This is a genomic window from Streptomyces sp. NPDC089424 (genome assembly GCF_044749345.1).
Lineage (GTDB): Bacteria > Actinomycetota > Actinomycetes > Streptomycetales > Streptomycetaceae > Streptomyces.
This window is the reverse complement of sequence record NZ_JBIVHU010000001.1, coordinates 93,274-115,703: the sequence shown is the minus strand read 5'-3', so window position 1 is coordinate 115,703 and position 22,430 is coordinate 93,274. Positions and strand designations below refer to the sequence as shown.

At 73.0% G+C, this 22,430-nt stretch carries 25 protein-coding genes; 12 read left to right on the top strand and 13 right to left on the bottom strand.

Features of this window, described 5'->3' with window-relative positions; all coding sequences use genetic code 11:
• The first annotated feature begins 39 nt into the window (after window positions 1–39).
• A complete protein-coding gene (locus tag ACIP2X_RS00535) occupies window positions 40–1,062 on the top strand; it encodes a Gfo/Idh/MocA family oxidoreductase (RefSeq protein WP_401665530.1) in 1,023 nt (340 codons plus the stop codon).
• Between the two features lie 49 nt (window positions 1,063–1,111).
• On the opposite strand, the gene ACIP2X_RS00530 is transcribed toward ACIP2X_RS00535, so the two are convergent.
• The 3 genes from ACIP2X_RS00530 to ACIP2X_RS00520 form a co-directional block, all read right to left on the bottom strand.
• Entirely contained in the window at window positions 1,112–1,699 is a 588-nt protein-coding gene (locus ACIP2X_RS00530) for a hypothetical protein (RefSeq protein ID WP_401665527.1), read from the bottom strand.
• A gap of 107 nt (window positions 1,700–1,806) precedes the next feature.
• Window positions 1,807–2,475: a response regulator gene (locus ACIP2X_RS00525; RefSeq protein ID WP_401665524.1), complete on the bottom strand. Its 669-nt coding sequence runs from the start codon at window positions 2,473–2,475 to the stop codon at window positions 1,807–1,809.
• Window positions 2,476–2,603: 128 nt separating this feature from the next.
• The gene (locus tag ACIP2X_RS00520) at window positions 2,604–3,872 is read right to left on the bottom strand and encodes a sensor histidine kinase (protein ID WP_401665521.1); all 1,269 of its coding nucleotides are present in this window, start codon (window positions 3,870–3,872) and stop codon (window positions 2,604–2,606) included.
• 171 nt (window positions 3,873–4,043) lie between these two features.
• Between ACIP2X_RS00520 and ACIP2X_RS00515 the strand changes: the two genes are divergently transcribed.
• Window positions 4,044–4,244 carry a hypothetical protein gene (locus ACIP2X_RS00515; protein ID WP_401665518.1) on the top strand — a complete coding sequence of 67 codons (201 nt, stop codon included), beginning with the start codon at window positions 4,044–4,046 and terminating at the stop codon, window positions 4,242–4,244.
• 165 nt (window positions 4,245–4,409) lie between these two features.
• Here the strand turns inward: ACIP2X_RS00515 and ACIP2X_RS00510 are convergent, their stop codons facing one another.
• Together ACIP2X_RS00510 and ACIP2X_RS00505 are read right to left on the bottom strand one after the other, a co-directional pair.
• Complete coding sequence (locus tag ACIP2X_RS00510; RefSeq protein WP_401665515.1) at window positions 4,410–4,808, bottom strand: ribonuclease domain-containing protein; 399 nt, start codon at window positions 4,806–4,808, stop codon at window positions 4,410–4,412.
• Window positions 4,809–4,938: 130 nt separating this feature from the next.
• Entirely contained in the window at window positions 4,939–5,766 is an 828-nt protein-coding gene (locus ACIP2X_RS00505; protein WP_401665512.1) for an AIM24 family protein, read from the bottom strand.
• Between the two features lie 142 nt (window positions 5,767–5,908).
• Between ACIP2X_RS00505 and ACIP2X_RS00500 the strand changes: the two genes are divergently transcribed.
• Window positions 5,909–6,652 carry an SDR family oxidoreductase gene (locus ACIP2X_RS00500; protein WP_401668755.1) on the top strand — a complete coding sequence of 248 codons (744 nt, stop codon included), beginning with the start codon at window positions 5,909–5,911 and terminating at the stop codon, window positions 6,650–6,652.
• Window positions 6,653–6,748: 96 nt separating this feature from the next.
• Here ACIP2X_RS00500 and alc read toward each other — a convergent pair whose 3' ends face one another.
• Window positions 6,749–7,879: an allantoicase gene (alc, locus tag ACIP2X_RS00495; protein WP_401665509.1), complete on the bottom strand. Its 1,131-nt coding sequence runs from the start codon at window positions 7,877–7,879 to the stop codon at window positions 6,749–6,751.
• Window positions 7,880–7,911: 32 nt separating this feature from the next.
• A complete protein-coding gene (gene allB, locus ACIP2X_RS00490) occupies window positions 7,912–9,246 on the bottom strand; it encodes an allantoinase AllB (protein ID WP_401665506.1) in 1,335 nt (444 codons plus the stop codon).
• Between the two features lie 243 nt (window positions 9,247–9,489).
• Between allB and ACIP2X_RS00485 the strand changes: the two genes are divergently transcribed.
• Window positions 9,490–10,299, top strand: a complete 810-nt coding sequence (locus tag ACIP2X_RS00485) for an IclR family transcriptional regulator (protein ID WP_401665503.1) — start codon at window positions 9,490–9,492, stop codon at window positions 10,297–10,299.
• 31 nt (window positions 10,300–10,330) lie between these two features.
• Here the strand turns inward: ACIP2X_RS00485 and ACIP2X_RS00480 are convergent, their stop codons facing one another.
• Entirely contained in the window at window positions 10,331–10,648 is a 318-nt protein-coding gene (locus tag ACIP2X_RS00480) for a DUF5955 family protein (RefSeq protein ID WP_401665500.1), read from the bottom strand.
• A 184-nt stretch (window positions 10,649–10,832) separates the two neighbouring features.
• Here ACIP2X_RS00480 and ACIP2X_RS00475 point away from each other — a divergent pair, with 184 nt between their 5' ends.
• Both ACIP2X_RS00475 and aceB read left to right on the top strand, forming a co-directional pair.
• Complete coding sequence (locus ACIP2X_RS00475; protein WP_401665497.1) at window positions 10,833–11,435, top strand: NTP transferase domain-containing protein; 603 nt, start codon at window positions 10,833–10,835, stop codon at window positions 11,433–11,435.
• A 184-nt stretch (window positions 11,436–11,619) separates the two neighbouring features.
• Entirely contained in the window at window positions 11,620–13,245 is a 1,626-nt protein-coding gene (aceB, locus tag ACIP2X_RS00470) for a malate synthase A (RefSeq protein ID WP_401665494.1), read from the top strand.
• Window position 13,246: 1 nt separating this feature from the next.
• Here aceB and ACIP2X_RS00465 read toward each other — a convergent pair whose 3' ends face one another.
• Window positions 13,247–13,525, bottom strand: coding sequence for a SelT/SelW/SelH family protein (locus ACIP2X_RS00465; protein WP_401665491.1), 279 nt, complete (start codon window positions 13,523–13,525; stop codon window positions 13,247–13,249).
• Window positions 13,522–14,436, bottom strand: a complete 915-nt coding sequence (locus ACIP2X_RS00460; RefSeq protein WP_401665488.1) for a HipA family kinase — start codon at window positions 14,434–14,436, stop codon at window positions 13,522–13,524. Before ACIP2X_RS00460 ends, ACIP2X_RS00465 begins: the two co-directional genes overlap by 4 nt.
• Before the next feature lie 198 nt (window positions 14,437–14,634).
• On the opposite strand from ACIP2X_RS00460, the gene ACIP2X_RS00455 reads away from it, so the two are divergent.
• The 5 genes from ACIP2X_RS00455 (at window position 14,635) to ACIP2X_RS00435 (ending at window position 19,800) form a co-directional block, all read left to right on the top strand.
• Window positions 14,635–15,084 carry an SRPBCC family protein gene (locus tag ACIP2X_RS00455; RefSeq protein ID WP_401665485.1) on the top strand — a complete coding sequence of 150 codons (450 nt, stop codon included), beginning with the start codon at window positions 14,635–14,637 and terminating at the stop codon, window positions 15,082–15,084.
• Window positions 15,077–16,696, top strand: coding sequence for a phytoene desaturase family protein (locus ACIP2X_RS00450; RefSeq protein WP_401665482.1), 1,620 nt, complete (start codon window positions 15,077–15,079; stop codon window positions 16,694–16,696). Before ACIP2X_RS00455 ends, ACIP2X_RS00450 begins: the two co-directional genes overlap by 8 nt.
• 18 nt (window positions 16,697–16,714) lie before the next feature.
• Window positions 16,715–17,170: a hypothetical protein gene (locus tag ACIP2X_RS00445; RefSeq protein ID WP_401665479.1), complete on the top strand. Its 456-nt coding sequence runs from the start codon at window positions 16,715–16,717 to the stop codon at window positions 17,168–17,170.
• A gap of 88 nt (window positions 17,171–17,258) precedes the next feature.
• The gene (locus tag ACIP2X_RS00440) at window positions 17,259–18,140 is read left to right on the top strand and encodes an SDR family oxidoreductase (protein ID WP_401665476.1); all 882 of its coding nucleotides are present in this window, start codon (window positions 17,259–17,261) and stop codon (window positions 18,138–18,140) included.
• A 196-nt stretch (window positions 18,141–18,336) separates the two neighbouring features.
• Window positions 18,337–19,800: a catalase gene (locus ACIP2X_RS00435; RefSeq protein WP_401665473.1), complete on the top strand. Its 1,464-nt coding sequence runs from the start codon at window positions 18,337–18,339 to the stop codon at window positions 19,798–19,800.
• Here the strand turns inward: ACIP2X_RS00435 and ACIP2X_RS00430 are convergent.
• Window positions 19,787–19,999, bottom strand: coding sequence for a DUF397 domain-containing protein (locus tag ACIP2X_RS00430; protein ID WP_401665470.1), 213 nt, complete (start codon window positions 19,997–19,999; stop codon window positions 19,787–19,789). The two genes, ACIP2X_RS00435 and ACIP2X_RS00430, sit on opposite strands and share 14 nt — an antisense overlap.
• Complete coding sequence (locus ACIP2X_RS00425) at window positions 19,981–20,823, bottom strand: helix-turn-helix domain-containing protein (protein WP_401665467.1); 843 nt, start codon at window positions 20,821–20,823, stop codon at window positions 19,981–19,983. The genes ACIP2X_RS00430 and ACIP2X_RS00425 overlap by 19 nt, the downstream gene beginning before the upstream one ends.
• A 185-nt stretch (window positions 20,824–21,008) precedes the next feature.
• On the opposite strand from ACIP2X_RS00425, the gene ACIP2X_RS00420 reads away from it, so the two are divergent.
• The gene (locus tag ACIP2X_RS00420) at window positions 21,009–21,284 is read left to right on the top strand and encodes a hypothetical protein (RefSeq protein WP_401665464.1); all 276 of its coding nucleotides are present in this window, start codon (window positions 21,009–21,011) and stop codon (window positions 21,282–21,284) included.
• Window positions 21,285–21,295: 11 nt separating this feature from the next.
• Here ACIP2X_RS00420 and ACIP2X_RS00415 read toward each other — a convergent pair whose 3' ends face one another.
• On the bottom strand, window positions 21,296–22,369 hold the full coding sequence (locus ACIP2X_RS00415; protein WP_401665461.1) for an NAD(+)/NADH kinase: 1,074 nt from the start codon (window positions 22,367–22,369) through the stop codon (window positions 21,296–21,298).
• Window positions 22,370–22,430: the final 61 nt, after the last annotated feature.

Sequence of the window (22,430 nt, the reverse complement as noted above, 5' to 3'; positions counted from 1 at the left end):
GCATTGACAGTGCGGTGGCTCGGGCTCCACTTTGTCTTCATGCGCATCGGGGTCATCGGGACGGGCCGCATCGGCACCATTCATGCGAACACGCTCAGCCGCCACCGTGACGTGGGCTCCCTGATCCTCACGGACGCGGATCCCACGCGGGCGCAGGAGCTGGCGCAGCGGCTGGGCGAGACCGCCGCGCCCGGCATGGACGAGATCTTCCGCTGGGGCGTGGACGCGGTGGTGATCACGACGGCGACCGCGGCCCACGCCGATCTGATCGGCCGGGCGGCGCGCTCGGGGCTGCCGGTGTTCTGCGAGAAGCCGATCGCGCTCGACCTGCCGGGCTCGCTGCACGCGATCTCCGAGGTCGAGACGGCCGGGACCGTCCTGCAGATGGGGTTCCAGCGGCGCTTCGACCCGGGCTACCTCGGAGCCCGGGACGCCGTCCGCGCCGGGCGGCTCGGCCGGCTGCACACCGTGCGCGCCACGACCTCCGACCAGACGCCGCCGCCCGCCTCGTATCTGCCCCTGTCCGGTGGGCTGTACCGGGACACCCTCATCCACGACTTCGACGCGCTGCGCTGGGTGACCGGACACGAGGTGACGGAGGTGTACGCCGCCGGGTCCGACGCCGGTCCCCCGATGTTCCGCGAGGCCGGGGACGTCGACACGGCGGCGGTACTCCTCACCCTCGACGACGGCACCCTGGCCACGGCGACCGCGACGCGGCTGAACGGCGCCGGTTACGACGTGCGCATGGAGCTGGCCGGGGAGCTGGACCAGATCGTGGTGGGGCTGGACGACCGTACGCCGATCGCGTCCACCGAGCCGAGCGGACCGCCGGCCGCGAGCAAGCCGTGGACCACCTTCCTGGAGCGCTTCGGGCCCTCCTACGAGGCCGAGCTGAACGCCTTCGTCGAGGTGGTCCGCGGCGAGCGCGCCAACCCCTGCGACGGCCGGGAGGCGTTGCAGGCGCTGCGTGTGGCCGAGGCCTGCGAGCTCTCCCGCCGGGAGCACAGACCCGTCCGGCTCGGCGAGGTGGCGGGCGGCCAGGAGCCGGTGCTGCGGTAGGAACGGGGGCGCGGCGCACCGGCAGGCTCGGCAGGCCGCGCGGCAACGATCAGAGGCCGCGGGCGTCGGCCAGGCGGGCCGCCTCACCGACCATGCGGATCGGGACGCGGCCGGAGCCGAAGGCGTCGTTGAAGCCCGCGACCGAGTCGATGTGGTCGCCGAACCGGCGCCGTACCGCCTGGAGCAGCACGGCGAGGGCGTCGCTCTCCAGGGCCCGGTCACCACGCGCCTCGACGCGGACCGCTCCCTGCATGCAGCGGGCGCCTTCGCCGTCGACGAGGACGCCGCCGCACCAGCCGTCGGCGAGCAACCGCTGGTGAGCGCGCTGGAGCAGCGCGGCCACCGGCGTAGGGGACAGCTCCGGGGGCCACTCGCGCACCGGGCCGAACGGGACGGTGACGACCTCGGCGAGGTCGACGGGTTCGGTGCGCAGATGCGCGGTGCGGACCTCGTGGGCGACGGCCGCTTCGTCCAGCCGTACGGTCATCGCCGCGTCGACCAGCGCCAGGCGGGCGTCGAGGGACAGCTCCGGCGCGGCGGGGGCGGGCTCCGGCGCGGCGGGGGCGGGCTCCGGCGCGGCGGGGGCGGGCTGCGGCGCGGCGGGGGCGAGGACCGGGGTGGGGGCGGGACGGGACATCGGGAGCTGGGGCTCGTCTCTGGCTCAGCGACGGGGCGGCCACGAGTGGATTCCCCGCCGGCCGCCGGCGCCATCCCCGCCGAACGGGTGGTCCCGCGTGCCGCGCGTCAGCCGTCCTCGTCGAGCAGTCCCGCGTCGTAGGCCAGCAGGGCGATCTGGACGCGGTTGTTGAGGTCGAGCTTGGCGAGGACGCGGGAGACGTGGGTCTTGACGGTCGCCACGCTCATGAACAGCTCCGTGGCGATCTCCGCGTTGGCGAGTCCCCGGCCGACCGCGACGGCGACCTCGCGTTCGCGGTCGTTGAGCAGGGCCATCCGCTCCCGCGCGCGGGCACCACGGGTGTCGGCGGCGCTGCCTGCCGCGTGCTCCATCAACTGGCGGGTGACGGTGGGAGACAGCACCGGATCACCGGCGGCGACCCGGCGCACCGCGTCGACGATCTCGGCGGGCGGAGTGTCCTTGAGGACGAATCCGGCGGCGCCCGCGCGCAGCGCCCGCAGCACCTGTTCGTCGGCGTGGAAGGTGGTCAGGACCACGACCTGCGGGGCGTCCGGGCGGGCCCGCAGCCGCTCGGTGGCGGTGAGGCCGTCGACCGCGGGCATCCGGATGTCCATCAGGACGACGTCCGGCCGGGTGCGGTCGACGAGCGCCTCGACCTCGCCGCCGTCGGCGGCCTCGCCGACGATCCGGATGTCGTCGGCGCCGCCCATCATGAAGGACAGTCCGGCCCGCACCAGCGGGTCGTCGTCGACGAGAAGCACTCTGATCGCAGTCATGGCCCTCACGTAATCACGGTTGTGCCGCCGCTTCGCCCGCCCGGTCGGGCCGCCGGCGGGCCCGCGGCCGTCCCCCTCCTCGTTCAACCGCCGTGGAACGGAGGCGAGATGGGAGGATACGGGTTCACTCACCGGCCGGAGGACCCCCACGGCAGCCAGGCCCGCACCTCGAAGCCCCCGTCGTCGCGCGCGCCGTGCTCCAGCCGTCCCCCGGCCAGCGTGGCGCGCTCGGTCAGTCCGATCAGGCCCTGCCCGGAGCCCGGGACGTGCGGTACGTCGCCCTCGGGGGCGGGGTTGCGGACGTGGACGGCGAGGCCCTCGCCGGGCCCGCCGGACACGGACACGGTGACCTCGGTGCCGGGGGCGTGCTTGCGGGCGTTGGTCAGGCCCTCCTGGACGATCCGGTAGGCGGTGCGGCCGACCGACGCCGGGACCGCGCCCGGGTCGGTGACCCGCAGGTCGAGCGTCACCTTGGTGCCGGCCTCGCAGGACTGGGCGACCAGCGCGTCGAGTGCCGCGAGGGTCGGCTGCGGCCGGCCGCCCTCGTCGGCGTCGCCGGCCCGCAGGACGCCGATGATCTCGCGCAGGTCCTGCAGCGCCTCGTGGGCGCTCTCCCGGATGACTCCGGCGGCCCGCGCGACCTCCTCGCGGGGCGCGTCCGGCCGGAACTCCAGGGCTCCGGCGTGCACGCTCAGCAGCGTCAGCCGGTGGGCGAGCACGTCGTGCATCTCCCGGGCGATCGCCTCGCGCGCGAGCCGCTGGGCCTGTTCGGCGCGCAGCACGGCCTCCGTCTCCGCCCGCCGGGCGCGGTCGCGCAGGCTGAACATCAGCTGCCGTTTGGACCGCACGAGCATGCCCCAGCCGATGACGCAGCCGCTGAGCAGCACGGTGAACGCGACGGCCACCAGGTAGGGCAGCTCGGGCTCGGGACGCAGCCAGAAGAAGAGCGGGATCAGCGCGGTGGAGACGCCGCCGATCCAGGCGACGTACCGGAAGGGCCGGTGCACGGCGAGGGTGAAGAAGGCGACCATGCCGGCGCCGCCCGCCGTGTTGGAGAGGAATCCGATGGGGATCATCGCGATCGCGAGCCCGACGGGCCAGCGGCGGCGCAGCCACACCGCGGCGCAGGACAGACCGCCGAGCCACTGGTCGAGGACCAGGAGCGTGGGCGGGGTGTTCTCCGGGGTCATGGAGTCCGCGGCCAGCAGGCCGACCAGGATGGCCACGAAGAAGCACGAGAAGTCGACGAGCCAGTCGCGCGCGGTGCGCCGGGGCCGCCGCGCGTCCCCTTCGCCGTCCGGGTCGAGCGCGTGGATCAGGGCGGACGGGAACAGCCACCGGCGCCCCTCGAACGCCGACGCCGCCTGCACCGTCCTGTCACCTTTCACGGTCGACAAATCTACGCAGGGCCGTACCGGGCCACCTCCCCGCTCGCGGGATCGGCGACCAAAGTCGCGGCGCTGGCTACTTTCGGCGCGCCGGCCGGGTGGGGATCAGCGACTTCGGTGGGCCGGGTCTCGCCCCGCGGCCGTTGTCCGTGGGGGGTCCGCGGGGCGAGAGTCATGGTCATGAAGCAGCTGCTGGAGTTCCTCGGCTTCATCGCGCTCGTGCAGGGTGCGATGGGCCTGGTGCACGAGTTCACCGACTGGCACATCGGGCTCGTGCAGCGGGTCGGTTTCCTCGACGGATTCGGGATCTATGCAAGCGTCGCCCTCGTCGTCCTGGCGTTCGCACTCTTCGCCGCCGCCGAGAGCCGCAAGCCGGGCTGAGCCGCCGGGCGAACCGGGCCGATCCGCGGGCCGGACGGGGCCGGACGCCGGGCCGCACCGGACGCCGGGCCGCACCGGACGCCGGGCCGCACCGGACGCCGGGCCGCACCGGACGCCGGGCCGCACCGGGCGGCGGCGCGCCCGGCCGGCCGTCGCGGCGGCCGTTCAGCAGCCGTAGTCGACCAGGTCGAACGACGCGTAGTGGTCGGCCGTGTAGTAGTCCTCCTGGTGCTCCTCGCCGGTGACGATGCGGCGGGCGCCGCGGGTGTCACTGCCGGGGGTCTCGACCGTGTACTCGTGGTAGTAGCCGGTCACCTGGCCGGGCAGGATGCCTTCCCGGTTCTGGAAGGTCGTCCCGTCCTGCGGGTAGGGGAAGGGGCCGCCCTGTTCGATGAGGTCCAGCGTCGTGTGCGCCTGCGCGGGCAGGTCGCCGTAGCAGATGCTGCCGACCGCCGCGGCGGCCGCGCCCGCCGGGGTGGCGGAGACGGCGCCGCCGACGAGGAGGGCCGACAGCAGCGCGGTCGCGGCACCGAGGCGGGTGAGGTTGCGTGGGGGGAATCTCATGGATCCATGATGACGCGCGTAGATGCTGGCATGTCAATGTCAAGTTCGTGGAGTTTGCCGTCAAGTCCTGTGACGTTTCGTGGTGTTGGCACGACGTACCTCCGGGATTTCGACGGAGCCGGTGCGCACTTCACCCGGCGTGGCTGGAGAACAGTCCCCCCGTCGGGCCCTGCTTGTCGCCGCCCTGGGCCTTCTTCAGGGCGTTGGCCAGGCCCTCGATGGTCATGGACTGGAGGATGACGCGGCCGCGGCCCTCCAGGGTGGCCAGGGACAGGCCCTCGCCGCCGAACACGGCGTTCATCAGGCCCTGGCGGTCGAGGCCGCCGACGCGCTGGACGCCGTAGCGGATGCCCTCCTCGAAGGCCACGACGCAGCCCGTGTCGACCTCGATGCGGCCGCCGAAGTCGGCGGGGTCGAGGTCGATGAAGTTGCCCGCGCCGGCGATGATCACCGTGCCCCTGCCGGTGAACTTCTCCAGGACGAAGCCCTCGCCGCCCTTCATGCCCGTGCGGCCGCCCTGGAAGGCGATGCCGAACTCGACGGTGGACTCGGCGGCCACGAACGCGTCCTTCTCCGCGAACCACGCGCGCGTGCCGTCGAGTTCCAGCGCGCGCATCTCGCCGGGCAGGACGCCCGCGAAGCCCACGGTGCCCTCTGCGCCCTGCGCCGTGAAGTGCTGGAAGGCCAGCGACTCGCCCGCCAGCGCCCGCTGGCCGACCTGCATGGCGGTGCCCATGGCCTGGCGCAGCAGCCCGCCCATGCCGGCCGCCGCGGCGCCCGACGCTCCCGTGCCGCCCGGCGCGCCGCCGCCCGAGGGGCCGGACAACCGGGTCTCCATCGTGACGCCGGGCGTCTTGAACAGGAACTTGCCCGCCTCGCAGTAGACGGTCTGGCCCGGGTGCAGGGTGACGACCGCCATCTGCATGGCGTTGCCGACGATCTCTTGCTGAAGTGTCACGTGAGGAGAACGCGGGAGGTGAAGCCTGGAGTTCCGGGCGCGCCACCTAGGTGTCCGTTCGCCGCCAGCACACGCGTGGGGCCGTCGCTGGAATGGACGCATGACTTCTTCGGCTACGCAGACATCCGAGGCGGCTCGGGCCATGGCGCACCGGGCTCCCCTCGACGGCAAGAAGGCCCTGGTGACCGGCGGCAGCCGGGGGATCGGCGCGGCGACGGCCGTGCGCCTGGCACGCGAGGGCGCCGACGTGGCGGTGACGTATGTGAACGGCAAGGACGCGGCCGAGGACGTCGTAGCGGCCGTCGAGGCACTGGGGCGGCGGGGCGTGGCCCTGCGGGCGGACTGTGCGGAGGCGGACGAGGCGGCGGGGGCCGTGGAGCGGGCGGCGGCGTCGCTCGGCGGGCTCGACGTGCTGGTGAACAACGCGGGCATCGGGGTGCTCGGGCCGCTGGACAGCCTCTCGCTCACCGATGTGGACCGGGTGCTCGCGGTGAACGTGCGGGCCGTCTTCCTGGCCTCGCAGGCGGCCGCCGCGCTGATGCCGGACGGCGGCCGGATCGTCATCGTCGGCAGTTGCATGGCCCAGCGGGTGCCGGGGCCGGGCGGCACGCTCTACGCGACCAGCAAGGCGGCGCTCACGGGGCTCACCAAGGCGCTGGCCAGGGAGCTGGGCGGCCGGGGGATCACCGCGAACCTCGTGCACCCCGGTCCGATCGACACCGACATGAACCCGGCCGACGGTCCCTACGCCGCGGATCAGGCGGCCCTGACGGCGCTCGGCCGGTTCGGGACGGCCGAGGAGGTGGCGTCCACGGTCGCCCACCTCGCCGGGGCGGCCTACGTCACCGGCGCCGAGTTCGCGGTCGACGGCGGCCACGCGGCCTGAGCCGGACGCGGGGCGCACCGGCGCTGTCCAGCCGGCGCGCCCCGCGAGTCGTCGGGTCACGGGGCACCCGGTACCCGGTGCCCCGTGCCCGGGGTGTCAGCCGCCCAGTTCCTGGTGGCGGGCCGCCAGACGGGTCGCGCCCTCCTCCGTGAGGGAGCCGAACAGGCGCAGGCGGGAGATGCCGCCGTCGGGGAAGATGTCCACGCGCGCGTGGGTGCCGACCGCGGCGGCCGGCAGCACGAAGCGGTGGTTGGTGTCGGGCTGGAGACGGGTACGGGGCAGGACCTCGGTCCAGGCGCCGTCCTCGCCGTCCCGTACGGACACCGAGGCCCAGCCCGCGCTGTTGCCCTTCAGGTACGCGGTGTCGATCTCGATCGCCCGGATACGGGACCGCTCCACCAGCCGGTACCGGATCCAGTCGTTGCCCTGGTCGCGGCGTCGGCGGGTCTCCCAGCCGTCGTCCATCTTGCGGGAGCGGCCCGGCTGGATGGTGTTGGTCGCCGGGGAGTAGAAGCGGTCGGAGGCGTCCTCGACCTGGCCGCCGTTCTCCAGGGCGACCACGTCGAAGGTGCCCAGCGCCGACAGCCACGCGGGGTCGGGGGCCACTTCGCCGTACACGCGCAGGCGCGCGATGCCGCCGTCGGGGTGCTGGTTGACACGCAGGTGCGTGAAGCGCTGCTCGGCCGCGACGGCGAAGCCGTTCGCCGCGTGGCCGCCGACCGGCGTGCGCGGCACCAGGGGCGTCCACTTGACGTCGTCGCGGAGCAGTTCCTCGGGCGAGGGGGAACCCGCGACCGAGGCGCCCTCGACGGAGACGGACTGCGGGTAGTTGCCCCGGAAGTGGGCCGTGTCGACGACGATCCCGCGGATCACGCCGGGCGCGCCGAGGCGGACGAGCGCCCAGTCGTGGTCCTCCTCGGTGGGCCACGGGTGCCCGGCCGAGGCGCCCCGGCGGCGGCGCGTCTCCCAGCCGTCCATGATCTTGCCCTTGTGCCCGAAGTGCTCGGGGTCGAACTCGGCGCGCTCGGGCACCAGCAGGTTCTCGCGCTGGGCGAAGAACTCGTCGTTGGCGGCGACGACACCGGCGCCGAGCCTGCGGTCGGCCAGGTCGGCGTACCGGGTGAACGCGAAGTCGGCGGTGCGGTAGTCCGCGTACGGGTCGCCGCCTCCGTAAGGGCTCGCGTCGCCGGTGAAGCCGGCCGGGGAAGTGGGATGCTGCGCCGTCACGGTGATCAGGTCTGCCTTTCAGACGTCGGGAATCAGGGGGTGCGAGTGAGCAGTCGCCCCTTCGGTTCGGTGAACTCGCCGTTCGCCACGATGCGTTCGCCGCGCAGCCAGGTCGACTTCACGACGCCGCTGAGGGTGCGCCCGGCGTAGGCCGTGACGCGGTTGCGGTGCTGGAGGGAGTTGGGGTCCACGGTGAAGGTCTCGTCGGGCGCGAGGACGGCGAAGTCGGCGTCCCGGCCGGCCTCGATGGCGCCCTTGTGGGCCAGCCCCACGAGGTCCGCCGTCCGGGTGGACATCCAGCGGACGACGTCCTCCAGGGTGTGGCCGCGTCTGCGGGCCTCCGTCCAGACGGCGGGCAGGCTGAGCTGGAGGCCGGATATGCCGCCCCAGGCGGTGGCGAAGTCGTCCGTCTTGAGGTCGGCGGTCGACGGGGAGTGGTCGGTGACCACGCAGTCGATCGTGCCGTCGGCCAGTGCCTGCCACAGCAGGTCCTGGTTGGCGGCCTCCCGGATGGGCGGGCAGCATTTGAACTCGCTGGCGCCGTCCGGGACTTCCTCGGCGGTCAGGGTGAGGTAGTGCGGGCAGGTCTCGACGGTGACGCGCACCCCCTCGGCGCGGGCGGCGGCGATCAGCGGCAGCGCGTCGCTGGAGGACAGGTGCAGCACGTGCACGCGCGCGTTGAGCCGTCGGGCCTGTGCGACCAGGTTCGCGATCGCGGTGTCCTCGGCGTCGCGCGGACGGCTGGCGAGGAAGTGGGCGTACCGGGGGCCGCCCTGCTGGGGGGCCGCGGCGAGGTGGTGCGGGTCCTCGGCGTGCACGATCAGCAGTCCGCCGAATCCGGCGATCTCGGCCATGGATTGGGCCAGTTGCTCCTGGTCGAGGTGCGGGAACTCGTCCACGCCGGACGGCGACAGGAACGCCTTGAAGCCGAAGACCCCGGCGTCGTGCAGCGGGCGCAGGTCCTTGACGTTGGCCGGCAGCGCGCCGCCCCAGAAGCCGACGTCGATGTGCGCCTTGGGGCGGGCCACCTCCTGCTTGGTGAGGAGGTGGTCGACCGTGGTGGTCGGCGGCAGGGAGTTGAGCGGCATGTCGACGAGGGTGGTGATGCCGCCGGCCGCCGCGGCGCGCGTGGCGGTCCAGAACCCCTCCCACTCGGTGCGCCCGGGGTCGTTGACGTGCACGTGGGTGTCGACCAGGCCGGGCAGCAGGACGTCGTCGCCGAGGTCCTCCACCCGGGCGGCCGCCACCGGGGCGCCGTGCGGCAGCACGGCGGTGATCCTGCCGTCGGCGACCGCGACGGACGCGGGGCGCGTCCCCTCGGGCGTGATGACGCGCGTCGAGCGCAGCACCAGTTCAGCGTCGGACACCCGGAACCCCTCTCCGTACTTCCGCACCACGGAATTCAACGTTCTGTTGAAGGAGTGTTGCCTCCCGCCCGCGCACCGTCAAGAGGCACACTTCTCCACAGTGCACCTCGGACACGCACTCTGGACGTTTCCACAAAGCGGAATTACAATTCCAACAGGCAGAACGTAGCTATACACGAGCGGGCAGTGATCAGGCCGCCGGGTAGGCTTCTGCCCTCCTGTCCGCCTCGAAAGGAACGCGCCGTGCCGACGTCCAGCGCCAGCGACGCCCCCGCAGCACTCGGCGCCACCAAGCCGGCCAACGGCGGTGGCGTCCAGTCCCTCGAGCGCGCCTTCGACCTGCTGGAGCGGATGGCCGACGCGGGCGGCGAGGTCGGCCTGAGCGAGTTGTCGGCGAGCAGCGGGCTGCCGCTGCCGACGATCCACCGGCTGATGCGCACCCTGGTCGCCTGCGGGTACGTCCGCCAGCAGTCCAACAGGCGCTACGCGCTCGGCCCGCGGTTGATCCGGCTCGGCGAGTCCGCCTCCCGGCTGCTCGGCACGTGGGCGCGTCCCTACCTGGCCCGGCTGGTCGAGGAGACCGGCGAGACGGCCAACATGGCGCTGCTGGACGGGGACGAGATCGTCTACGTCGCCCAGGTTCCCTCGAAGCACTCGATGCGCATGTTCACCGAGGTGGGCCGGCGCGTCCTGCCGCACTCCACGGGCGTGGGCAAGGCACTGCTCGCCGGATTCCCTGACGAGGAGGTGCGCTCCCTGCTGCTGCGCACCGGCATGCCCGCGGCGACGGAGAAGACGATCACCACTCCGGACGGCTTCCTCGCGGCGCTCGACGACGTCCGCCGGATCGGCTACGCCGTCGACGACAACGAACAGGAGATCGGCGTCCGCTGCCTGGCGGTCTCGGTGCCCGACTCCCCCACCGCCGCCGCGATCTCCATCTCGGGACCGGCGGGCCGGGTGACGGAGGCGGCCACCGAGCGGATCGTGCCGGTGCTCCAGCAGATCGCCGTCGAACTGTCCGAGGCGCTGGCCAGCCAGAACCCCACCTGACGAACTGGGGTCCGTGCGCCGGTCCCCAGTGCTAGGGCCTGCGGGGTGGCTCGCCGAAGAGGTCGACCGCGGCGCGCACCTCCGACAGTCCGCGCGACAGCGCGCTCACCGATCCGATCGCGCCGGCGATCAGCAGCAGGGAGCGGCGCAGGCGCGGGATCTCGGGCCTGCCGTCGACGGTCATCGCGGCGAGGGCCGCCAGTTCGTCCTCGGCCACGGCCCGGTCGGGGAACTCCACGGGGAGCGCGGCGAGTTCGCGGCGCAGCCGGGACACGGCGGTCCGCAGTCCCGCCACTCTCGGGTCCTCGTCGCTGCCGGTCACTGGCCTCTGCCCCAAGCTCCGCAACACAGCTCTCCCCCCTGACACCCCGTTGTGCACAGCCCGCCCTGCTCCCCCGCGCGCCCCGTGGCGCCGGTCGTGCGCCGGGGACGCGGGCCAGTTAACGCCACCGGGTGAGGATCCGCCACCACGCGGACCGAAATTCAGCCCCTGGGGAGCGTCCCTTCCGCGCGCCGTCCGGTAAGCAGGAACCATGACGGATCAGAACGAGCCCCCGGTCGCCGCGCTGCTGCTCGCCGCCGGTGGCGGACGCCGGCTCGGCGGCCGGCCCAAGGCACTGCTCGCCCACCGGGGCCGCCCCCTGGTGGAACACGCGGTGGCGGTGTTGCGCACGGCCGGGTGCACGCGGGTGCACGTGGTCCTGGGGGCGCGCGCCGACGCCGTACGGGAGCGGGCGGACCTGTCCGGCTGCGTGCTGGTGGACAACCCGGAGTGGGAGCAGGGCATGGGTTCCTCGCTGCGCGCCGGACTGGACTCGCTCACCGGAACGGGCGCGCGGGCCGCACTGGTGTCGCTCGTCGACCAGCCGGGGATCGGGCCGGAGGCGGTGGCCCGCGTGCTGAACGGCTACACGGACGAGTGGGCACTGGTTTCGGCCGCCTACGACGGTGTACGCGGCCATCCCGTGCTGTTCGGGGCCGCGCACTGGGCGGGCGTCGCGGCGACCGCGACCGGCGACCGGGGCGCGCGTGCCTACCTCAAGGAGCATGCCGCCGGGATCCGGCTCGTCGAGTGCGGGGACGTGGCGCGGCCCTACGACATCGACACGGCGGCCGACCTGAGCCACCTTGAGTGAACGGGGTGGCACTCAGCGCCACCTTGCCTCGACCCGGAGAATCTCGACATCAACAAACCATTGAACTTCCACGATGAGAAAACTAATATCCACTGACCAGAGGCACCCGACCCCACAGCGGGTGCGATATGACCCATGAGTGCCCTCTGGCACCCGGTGCCACCGCTGAAGGAAGTGACAGCTCATGTCCGCACCAGCGCCGTCTCCGCTGGCCATCGTCGACGCCGAGCCCCTGCCCCGGCAGGAGGAGGTCCTCACCGACGCGGCGCTCGCCTTCGTGGCCGAGCTGCACCGCCGGTTCACGCCCCGGCGTGACGAACTCCTCGCCCGCCGCGCGGAGCGCCGCGCCGAGATCGCCCGCACCTCCACGCTCGGCTTCCTCCCGGAGACCGCACGGATCCGTGAGGACCCCACCTGGCGCGTCGCGCCCGCCCCGGCCGCGCTGAACGACCGCCGGGTCGAGATCACCGGTCCCACCGACCGCAAGATGACCATCAACGCCCTGAACTCGGGCGCGCGGGTCTGGCTCGCGGACTTCGAGGACGCCTCCGCTCCCACCTGGGAGAACGTCGTCCTCGGCCAGGTCAACCTGATCGACGCCTACTCCCGGAACATCGACTTCACGGACGACCGCTCCGGCAAGTCGTACGCGCTGGGGGCCGAGGAGGAGCTGGCGACCGTCGTCATGCGCCCGCGCGGCTGGCACCTGAACGAGCGGCATCTGACCGACGCCGACGGGACCCCGGTGCCCGGCGCCCTGGTCGACTTCGGCCTGTACTTCTTCCACAACGCCCAGCGTCTGCTCGACCTCGGCAAGGGCCCGTACTTCTACCTGCCGAAGACCGAGTCGTACCTGGAGGCCCGGCTGTGGAACGAGGTGTTCGTCTTCGCGCAGGACTACGTCGGCGTCCCGCAGGGCACCGTGCGCGCCACCGTCCTGATCGAGACGATCACGGCCGCGTACGAGATGGAGGAGATCCTCTACGAGCTCCGTGACCACGCCTCCGGGCTGAACGCCGGCCGCTGGGACTACCTCTTCTCCATCGTCAAGAACTTCCGCGACGGCGGCCCGAAGTTCGTGCTGCCGGACCGCAACGCGGTGACGATGACCGCCCCGTTCATGCGCGCGTACACCGAACTCCTCGTGCGTACCTGCCACAAGCGCGGGGCGCACGCGATCGGCGGCATGGCCGCGTTCATCCCCTCCCGCCGGGACGCCGAGGTCAACAAGGTCGCCTTCGAGAAGGTCCGCGCCGACAAGGACCGTGAGGCCGGCGACGGCTTCGACGGCTCCTGGGTGGCCCACCCCGACCTGGTCCCGATCGCCATGGAGTCCTTCGACAAGGTCCTCGGCGACCGGCCGAACCAGAAGGACCGGCTGCGCGAGGACGTCCACGTCGAGGCCGCCGACCTCATCGCGATCGACTCCCTGGACGCCAAGCCGACGTATCCGGGCCTGGTGAACGCCGTCCAGGTCGGCATCCGCTACATCGAGGCATGGCTGCGCGGGCTCGGCGCGGTCGCCATCTTCAACCTCATGGAGGACGCGGCCACCGCCGAGATCTCCCGCTCCCAGATCTGGCAGTGGATCAACGCGGGCGTCGTCTTCGAGAACGGCGAGCGGGCCACGCCCGAGCTGGCCCGCAAGGTCGCCGCCGAGGAACTGACGAACATCCTCGCCGAGCTCGGCGAGGAGGCCTTCGCGGCCGGCCACTGGCAGCAGGCCCACGACCTGCTCCTGGAGGTCTCCCTGGACGACGACTACGCGGACTTCCTGACGCTGCCCGCCTACGAGCAGCTCAGGGGCTGATCTACTCCCGCGTCCTGTCCGAGTGGCCCAGGGATCTGCCCGGGGCCACTCGGTCGCGTACGGCGCGCTTGACCGCCGTCGGCTCGGGGAAGCCCTGCTCACGGCGGTCCCAGACCGCCTCGCCGTCCACGCGGACGACGAAGACGCCGCCCTTGCCCGGCTTCAGCGCCAGTTCGGACAGCTCCGCCTCGAAGGTGGTGAGCAGTTCCTGCGCCAGCCAGGCCGCGCGCGGCAGCCATCCGCACTGGGTGCAGTACTCGATCTCGACCCGGCCGCTCATCCGAGGTGCACCGACCAATCCTGTTCCGCGGGCGGTTTGCCGTGCAGGTCGGGGACCTGCTTGAGCCATTTGGGCCTGCCCTGCTGCGTCCTCGCCGCGCGCACGGCCTCCTCGGCGGCGATCTCCTCGCGGGTGGGGAAGTCCGTGGGCAGCCAGGATCCGGAGGCGCGTACGCGCGTGTGCAGGTACGCCACGTAGGCGTCCCGGGCCGCGTCGGGCGTGGCGAAGTCGGCGCCGTCGGCCAGCCAGTCGTCGGGCACCTCGGCGAGCACCTCGCGCAGCAGCCGCTCCGTGACCCGCGGGGCCAGCTCGGCGTCGGCGGCGCGTACGTCGGGCGCGTAGTGGCCGAGTGCGTGGTGGCGGAAGTCGTAGGCCTTGTCGGGCGCCGAGGTGTCCCAGCGGTGGTGGAACACGAGGGCCGCGCCGTGGTCGATCAGCCACAGGCGCGGGGGTGCGACGCCCAGGGTCGGCCAGACCATGAGGTTCGAGCTGTGCACCGTGCGGTCGACGTTCACGGTCAGGGCGTCGAGCCAGATGATCCGTCCCGCCTCCAGCGGATCGACCCGGAACGTCTTCGCGAGCTGAGGCGTGAAGTCCCTCGCCCCCGGCAGGTGATCCATGCCGAGATTGACCCCGCCGCTGGCCGCGTGCAGGTCGCGGACCTCCTGGTGCTCCTCGTGCCCGGCGATCGCCGGGTCGAAGTGCACGAGGACCAGCTCGGGGAAGCGCAGCCCGAGCGCGCGGGCCAGTTCGCCGACGACCACCTCGGCGACCAGCGCCTTGCGGCCCTGCGCCGAGCCGGTGAACTTCACGACATAGGTGCCGAGGTCGTCGGCCTCGACGAGGCCGGGGACGGAGCCGCCGGAGCGCAGCGGCTCGACGTAGCGGGTCGCGGTGACCTCTCTCAGCACTTTCGAAGATCCCGTCGCCTATGTGCCTTACATTCCACGGCCGACTCCCCAGGTCGCGGGGTCCGGGGAGCGTGAGCATAGTAACCAGGCGTGACCGCGGGCGCGGGCGGGCGAGTGGCGCCGGTTGGACGGTGCGGGGGCAGGGCACTCGGCGGTGGCCTGCCCGGCCGCCGGCTGCCGGGGGGTGTGGAGGTGCACGTGGCCGTACGTCATCGTCTGATCAAAACCTCTCCGGACACCGTGTGGGCCGTCCTGGCCGACGGCGACAAGTACCCGCTGTGGGTGGTCGGGCCCTCCGACGCCGAGCCGGTGCGCGGGCAGTGGCCCCGGACCGACGCGGCGATCCGCTACGAGGTGTCCCTCGGACCACTCCGGGTGTCCAACGAGACGGTCGTGCGCCGCTGCGAGGAGGGGTCCGAGCTGGAGCTGGAGGCGCACGCGGGCCCGCTGGGCACCGCACGCATCGACATCGAACTGCGGCCGTGGGGAGAGCACTGCCTGGTCCGCGTGGACGAGCATCCGCTCCAGGGAGCGGGCGGCCTGCTGCACAACGCCGGCTTCGAGGTGCTCATCCAGCTGCGGCACCGCGCCATGCTCCGGCGCCTCGCCCGCCTGTGCGAGAAGGAGGAGGCCGCACAGCATGCCTGACGCCGTCGTGGTCGGGGCCGGGCCCAACGGGCTGGTGGCCGCGAATCTCCTCGCGGACGCCGGGTGGAGCGTGCACGTCCTGGAGGAGCAGCCCCTGCCGGGCGGCGCGGTCCGCCACGACCGGGGGGTCGATCCGGCCTTCGTCAGCGACCTCTTCAGCTCCTTCTACCCGCTGGCCGCGGCCTCCCCGGTGCTCGCCGGGCTGGGTCTGGAGGAGCACGGGCTGCGGTGGAGCCACGCGCCGAGCGTCCTCGCCCACCCGTTGACCGACGGCACCTGCGCGCTGCTCGACCGGGACCTCGACACCACGGCGGCGTCCCTCGACACCTTCGCGGCCGGCGACGGGGCCGCGTGGCACCGGCTGCACGCGTTCTGGCAGCGCCTGCAACCCGATTTGCTGAACGCCCTGTTCACCCCGTTCCCGCCCGTCCGCGCCGTCGCCGGGCTGGCCCTCCGGCTCCGGGCCGCCGGCGGGCTGCGCGCGGCGCGCTCGCTCGTGCTGCCCGTGCGCCGGCTCGGCGAGGAGGAGTTCCGCGGGGAGGGCGGCCGGCTGCTGCTCGCGGGCAGTGCGCTGCACGCCGATCTGGCCCCGGAGGCGGCGGGCAGCGGGGGGTTCGGCTGGCTGATGGCCATGCTGGGCCAGACGTACGGCTTTCCCGTGCCCGTCGGCGGCTCCGGCGCGCTCACCGAGGCCCTGGTCGGGCGGCTACGGGCGCGTGGTGCCAGGCTCGACTGCGGGGAACGCGTGGAGCGGATCGTCGTCCGTGACGGACGGGCCGTCGGCGTGCGCACCGCGGGCGGGCGTACGGTGAGCGCCGGGCGAGCGGTCCTGGCGGACGTCTCGGTGCCCGCCCTCTACGGCGAGCTGGTGGCCGCCGAGCACCTGCCGGCGCAGGTGCCGGCCGACCTGCGGCGCTTCCAGTGGGACTTCGCCACCTTCAAGGTGGACTGGGCGCTGGACGGGCCGGTGCCCTGGCGGGCGGAGCCCGCCCACCGGGCCGGGACCGTGCACGTGGCGGACGGCACGGACGAGCTCACCCGGTTCGCCGCCCAGATCGCCATGCGCCAGGTGCCGGACCGGCCCTTCCTGCTGTTCGGCCAGATGACCACGGCGGATCCGGCCCGCTCCCCGCACGGCACCGAGTCCGCGTGGGCCTACACCCATGTGCCCCACGACATCCGCGCCGACGCCGGCCACGAAGGCATCACCGGGCGGTGGGACGCCGAGGACCAGGAACGCATGGCCGACCGGGTCGAGCGCCAGGTCGAACGCATGGCCCCCGGATTCCGCGGGCTGATCCGCGCCCGGCGCGTCCTGGCGCCCCCGACGCTTCAGGCGCTCGACGGCAATCTGGTCGGCGGCGCCATCAACGGCGGTACGACCGCGCTGCACCAGCAGCTCGTCTTCCGCCCGGTGCCCGGCACGGGGCGCCCGGAGACCGCCGTCCCGGGTCTCTTCCTCGCCTCCGCGGGCGCGCATCCCGGGGGCGGGGTGCACGGCGCGCCGGGAGCGAACGCCGCCCGCGCCGCGCTGCGCGGTCGCCGGGCGCCCCGGCTGGCCGCCGCCCAGAAGGTGTTGACCCGGCACGACCGCACCGGCGCCCGGCACTGAGCCCTCGAAGGAGGCCTCATGGACGACCACCGCGACACCCCCGACAGCAGGCACCGGCGCCCCGCCGGTGTCGGCGACAGGACCGTCGAGGCGCTCGGAGCGCTGTCCAAGGCGTGGGAGACGACGGAACGAGCCAGGGGCCGCCTCTACGACTTCCACCAGCTCACCGGCACCGCGGACCTGCAGATGGAGCGCGCGGCGGAGCTGCTGGAGGAGGCGGGGCACCCCCAGTGGGCGCAGCGGATCCGCACGGAGATCGTGGGGCGCAACGTGATCCCCGGCCACTGGACGTTCCAGATCCTCGAGGCGTACGACGCCGGCTACCACCGGCCTTTCCTGGACCTGAAGGCCGCCGTGCTGCGGGACCTCGCCCAGGGCCGCGACCACCTGTACGAGGCGGAGATGAAGGAGACCCGCCGAACGGCCGGGCATCCCGGCCACACCGCCGGTCCGGACATGCCGCCGCACCCGTGACCGTGCCGCGCATCCCGGCACGCGGCGGCGCGGGAAGTGGTTCCCGTGGGAGTCGGCGCGCGCCGGAGCCGGTGAGGAGGTTGTGCCGATGAACAGCAGTCCGCTCGGCAACCGCACGGTCGTGGTGACCGGGGCCGCCCGCGGCCTCGGCGCCGCGCTGGCCCGCGAGGCGGCCGGGCGGGGTGCCCGGGTGGCCCTGCTCGGGCACGAACCGCCCGCGCTCGAGGCGGTCGCGGCGACCCTGCCCACCCCGGCGCTCGCCCTGGAGGCCGACATCACCGACCTCGCGGCGCTCGAATCCGCCGCGGACACCGTACGGGCCCGCCTGGGACCGGCCTCCGCCGTGATCGCGAACGCCGGTGTCGCCGAGGGCGGCCCCTTCCTCTCCTCGGACCCGGCCACCTGGCGCCGTGTCGTCGACGTGAACCTCACGGGCAGCGCGTACACCGCCCGGGCCTTCCTGCCCGACCTGATGGCCACGGCCGGTCACTTCTGCCAGGTGGCGTCGCTCGCCTCGCTCGGGGCGGCCCCGCTGATGAGCGCCTACTGCGCCTCCAAGTCCGGCGTCGAGGCCTTCTCCCACAGCCTCAGGGCCGAGGTGGCCCACCACGGTGTCAGCGTCGGCATCGCCTACCTGAACTGGATCGACACCGACATGGTGCGCGACGCCGACCGGTACGCAGTACTGCGGCAGCTGCGCCGGCACATGCCGCCGCCCGCGCGGCGCGTGTACAGCGCGCAGGCGGTCGCCGAACGGGTCGTCCACGGCGTGGAGCGCCGCCGTACGGCCGTCTACGCGCCGCCCTGGCTCCGGCTGCTGCAGCCCGTACGCGCCGCGCTGCCGCCAGTCGTGATGCGCCTGTCCCGGTGGAGTCTGCCCCGCCTGGAGGCGGAGGAGCCCTTCGAGCCGACGGGTCTCCTCGGAAAGGGCGGCGACGCCGACGACACCGCGCGCGGTCACGCCTCGTGAGCGGCGTCGCCCCCCCCGCAGCCGCAGCTGGGGCACCGGCCGAGTCAGTCGGCGGGAAAGGGGTACGCGTGCGGGGCCACCCCGGAACGGGGCTCGATTTGGATTCAGTCCAAAAGTTGCTGATGTCATGGCAGCGGAGTTGACTGGCCGGGGTGAGCGAAGCGACCTGGTTATCGCCTCAGGACGGAGGACGCTCATGACTCAGGAGCCTCAGACGGCCCCGTACACCACCAACAACTCCGGCATCCCGGTGGAGAGCGACGAACACTCGCTCACCGTGGGTGCCGACGGTCCCATCCTGCTCCAGGACCACTACCTGATCGAGAAGATGGCCCAGTTCAACCGGGAGCGGGTCCCCGAGCGGGTGGTGCACGCCAAGGGCAGCGGGGCGTACGGGTTCTTCGAAGTGACGAACGACATCAGCCAGTTCACCAAGGCGGACCTCTTCCAGCCCGGGAAGCGCACCCCGATGCTGGCCCGGTTCTCGACCGTCGCCGGCGAGCAGGGTTCGCCGGACACCTGGCGCGACCCGCGCGGCTTCGCCCTGAAGTTCTACACCGAACAGGGCAACTACGACATGGTCGGCAACAACACGCCGGTCTTCTTCGTGCGCGACACGATCAAGTTCCAGGACTTCATCCGGTCCCAGAAGCGCCACCCGGTGACCGGGCTGCGCAGCAACGACATGCAGTGGGACTTCTGGACCCTGTCCCCCGAGTCGGCGCACCAGGTGACCTGGCTCATGGGCGACCGGGGCATCCCGAAGACCTACCGCCACATGAACGGCTACTCGTCGCACACCTACATGTGGATCAACGGTGGCGGCGAGCGGTTCTGGGTGAAGTACCACTTCAAGACCGACCAGGGCATCGACTTCCTCACCCAGGAGGAGGCCGACGAGCTGGCCGGGTCGGACGCGGACAAGCACCGCCGTGACCTGTTCGACGCGATCGAGTCCGGGAACGCGCCGAGCTGGACCCTGAAGGTCCAGATCATGCCGTTCGAGGACGCGGCGGACTACCGGTTCAACCCGTTCGACCTCACCAAGGTGTGGCCGCACGGCGACTACCCGCTCATCGACGTCGGCCGGATGGTCCTCGACACCAACCCCGAGGACTACTTCGTCCACATCGAGCAGGCCGCGTTCGAACCGTCCAACATGGTGCCGGGCATCGGCCCGTCGCCGGACAAGATGCTGCTGGGCCGCCTGTTCTCCTACCCGGACACCCACCGGTACCGGATCGGCCCGAACTACGCACAGCTCCCGCCGAACCGGCCGCACTCCCCGGTGAACTCGTACGCCAAGGACGGCCCGATGCGCTACGAGCCGTCCCGGGCGTCGATGCCGTACGCGCCGAACTCCTACGGCGGCCCCGCCGCGGACTTCGGCCGCTTCGGCGACCCGGCGAGCTGGCACACCGCCGGTGAGCTGGTCCGCGAGGCGACCAAGCTGCACGCCGAGGACGACGACTGGGGCCAGGCGGGGACCCAGGTCCGCGAGGTCCTCGACGACGCCGCCCGGGACCGGCTGGTCTCGAACGTCAGCGGCCACCTGCTCCAGGGGGTGTCCCGCCCGGTCATGGACCGCGCGCTGCAGTACTGGAGGAACATCGACAAGAACATCGGCGACCGCATCGCCTCGAAGGTCAACGGCGGCTGAGACCACCGCTCTTGACGCCGGTGAGGAAGGCGGCCCAGCCGGGCGCCGGGAACACCAGCACGTCCCCGTGCGGGAGTTTGCTGTCCCGCACGGGGACGACACCGTCGAAGTCGTGGCTGACCTCGACGCACTCACCGCCGTCCGAGTTGCTGTGGGAACTCTTGCGCCAGCCGGCGGTACTCAGGTCGGTGCCTCGCACGGGACTCCCTCCAGGATGGCCAGGACGAACTTTCGCGACTCGGCCGGGGGCAGCGCCAGGTCGCGCATCGCATCGTACGCACGCTGCAATCGCTCCACCGCCGCGTCCCCGTCCACGAGTTCGCCACGGTGCGCGTTCTCCGTGTACGCCACCGTAGCGCCGCCCGGGAGGCGCAGGAACATCAGTGCGGTGCTGTCCAGTCCGTGCATGCCGGCAGCCAGAGGCAGCACCTGCATCGTGACGTTCGGCCTCTCCGCCACGCCCGCGATGTGCTCCAACTGCCCCCGCCACTCCCCCGCATCCCGCAACGGAGTGCGCAGCACCGCCTCGGAGAGGATCGTGCGGAACGGGGGCGCGTCCTCCCCCTCCAGCAGTTCGCGTCGTCCCATCCGCGCGTCGACCTGCTGGTCGAGCTCCCTGCCGCGCAACCCTCCCGCGGCCAGCACCTCACGGGCGTAACCCGGAGTCTGCAACAGCCCCGGCAGCACGCTGACCGCGAAGTGCCACAGGCTCACCGCCTCCGACTCCAGCGCCATGTACCGGCGATAGCGCTCGCGGAACTGCGTGTGGTCCCCGGCGGCCAGTTCCCACAGGGCCAGCAGCAGCCCGGGGGTGCCGTAGTGGGTGTCCAGGGCCTGCACCACCTCGGGGCTGCCGAGCGTCTCCCCCTTCTCCATCTTCCCGAACAACGACCAGTCCCAGCCGAGCCGTTCGCCGAGCTGCCGCAGGCTCGTCCCGCTCGCCGCCCGCAGGGTGCGCAGTTCCTCCGCGAACCGCTGCCGCGGCTCCTGGCTCCGCCCGGTGACGACCCGTCGCTGTGGCATGCGGCTGGCTCCGTTCCTGGTGTGGAAGGTGTGGAACCCGCCCCGGGCGGCGGGGAAGGAGCGCCCCGTCCACGGTGTGACCGGACTCGTCCGGGCGCATGCTCGTCACGCCCGGACTACGCAGCGTAATCGAGGCCGCGTGGTCCGCTCAGCCGATCGACGGAACGACCCCACCGAGGACGCCCATGTCTGCCGTACCGCCCGAGAACCAGGAATCCCTCGGCGCCGACGCCGCGCTCGGCCACCGCCGGGCGCCGGGCGTCGGGGACGCCGTCCACGACATGCGCCGGGACCGGTACGGGCGGGTCATGGGACGCGAGGGCCCGTACGTCCAGGTGCGCCCGCTCGCGGGCGGACGAGAGTGGGACGTGTCGCCCGAGCAGCTCCGGATCCTGGACCAGGACGAGCTGCTGCGCGTCCTGGTAGCCGAGGCCAATGCCCGCAGCAGACGCGGGAGTTGACGCCCCGCGGGTCACCGCAGGGCCGCGGTGCCGCCGGTGCGCGTGAGCAGTGCCAGGTGGTCGAGGTCTCCGGGCGGCGGGCTCGTCACCGACCACAGGGGCGCCGGCGAGCCGTCGGCCACCGCGGCCGGGGCGTCGGTCAGGTTCATGCGCTCCCGCAGCCGGCCGTAGAAGTCCATCGCCTCCAGCCGTACGACCCGCAGCCGGCGCGAGGCGGCGTACACACCGATCCAGTCCCCGGGGTCCAGCACGCCCCGCAGCTGGCCGTCGATGCTGACCGCGGCGGGGCCCGACCGTTCGAGGACCCGGAGTCCGACGGGCTCGTCGGGGGCCGTGACGACCGAGCGGTTGAAGGCCATGTGCGGGGCGACCGGCGTGAAGACGAGCGCCTCGGCGCGGGGTGACACGACGGGGCCGCCCGCGGCGAAGCTGTAGGCGGTCGAGCCGGTCGGCGTGGCCACCAGCAGCGCGTCGGCGGAGTAGGACGCGAGGAGCCGGCCGGACACGTAGACGCCGACCGACACCTGCCGGTCCCTCGCCAGCTTCTCCAGGACGACGTCGTTGAGCGCGGTGACGTCCAGCGGGATGCCCCACTCCGGGTCGACCGTGCAGTCCGGGCGCACCTGGGGTGGCGGCAGCAGCGGCCCGCGGCCGAACCGCACCCAGGCCTCCATCCCCGTCGGCACCTCCAGGCGGCGGGAGGCCCGCAGGGCGAGCAGCATGCGGCTGTCGATCCGGTGCCGGTCCTCGCGCACCGCGTCCAGCGCCGCCCGCACACCGGCGACCGGCACCTCCGTGAGGAAGCCCAGCCGTCCCACGTTGACGCCGAGGACCAGGGCGTCGTGCTCCGCGGCCAGCCGGGCACCGCGCAGGAACGTGCCGTCGCCGCCGAGGGTGACGATGAGGTCGGGATCGCCCGCGGCCGCGACCTCCTCACCGGCGCTGCGCCGTCCGCCGTCGTGCCAGACGTCGATGTCCGTGCAGCGCACGCCGTGCTCCTCGCACCACGCACGCACCACGCGGGCGGCGTCCGCGGCCTCCGTGCGCCCGCCGTGCACGACCATGCCGAGTCGGCTCACTTCCATCGCTGCCTCCAGGACGACTCCCCCGTTTCAGGATCGCCTCATCGGCCCGCCCGCGCGCCTT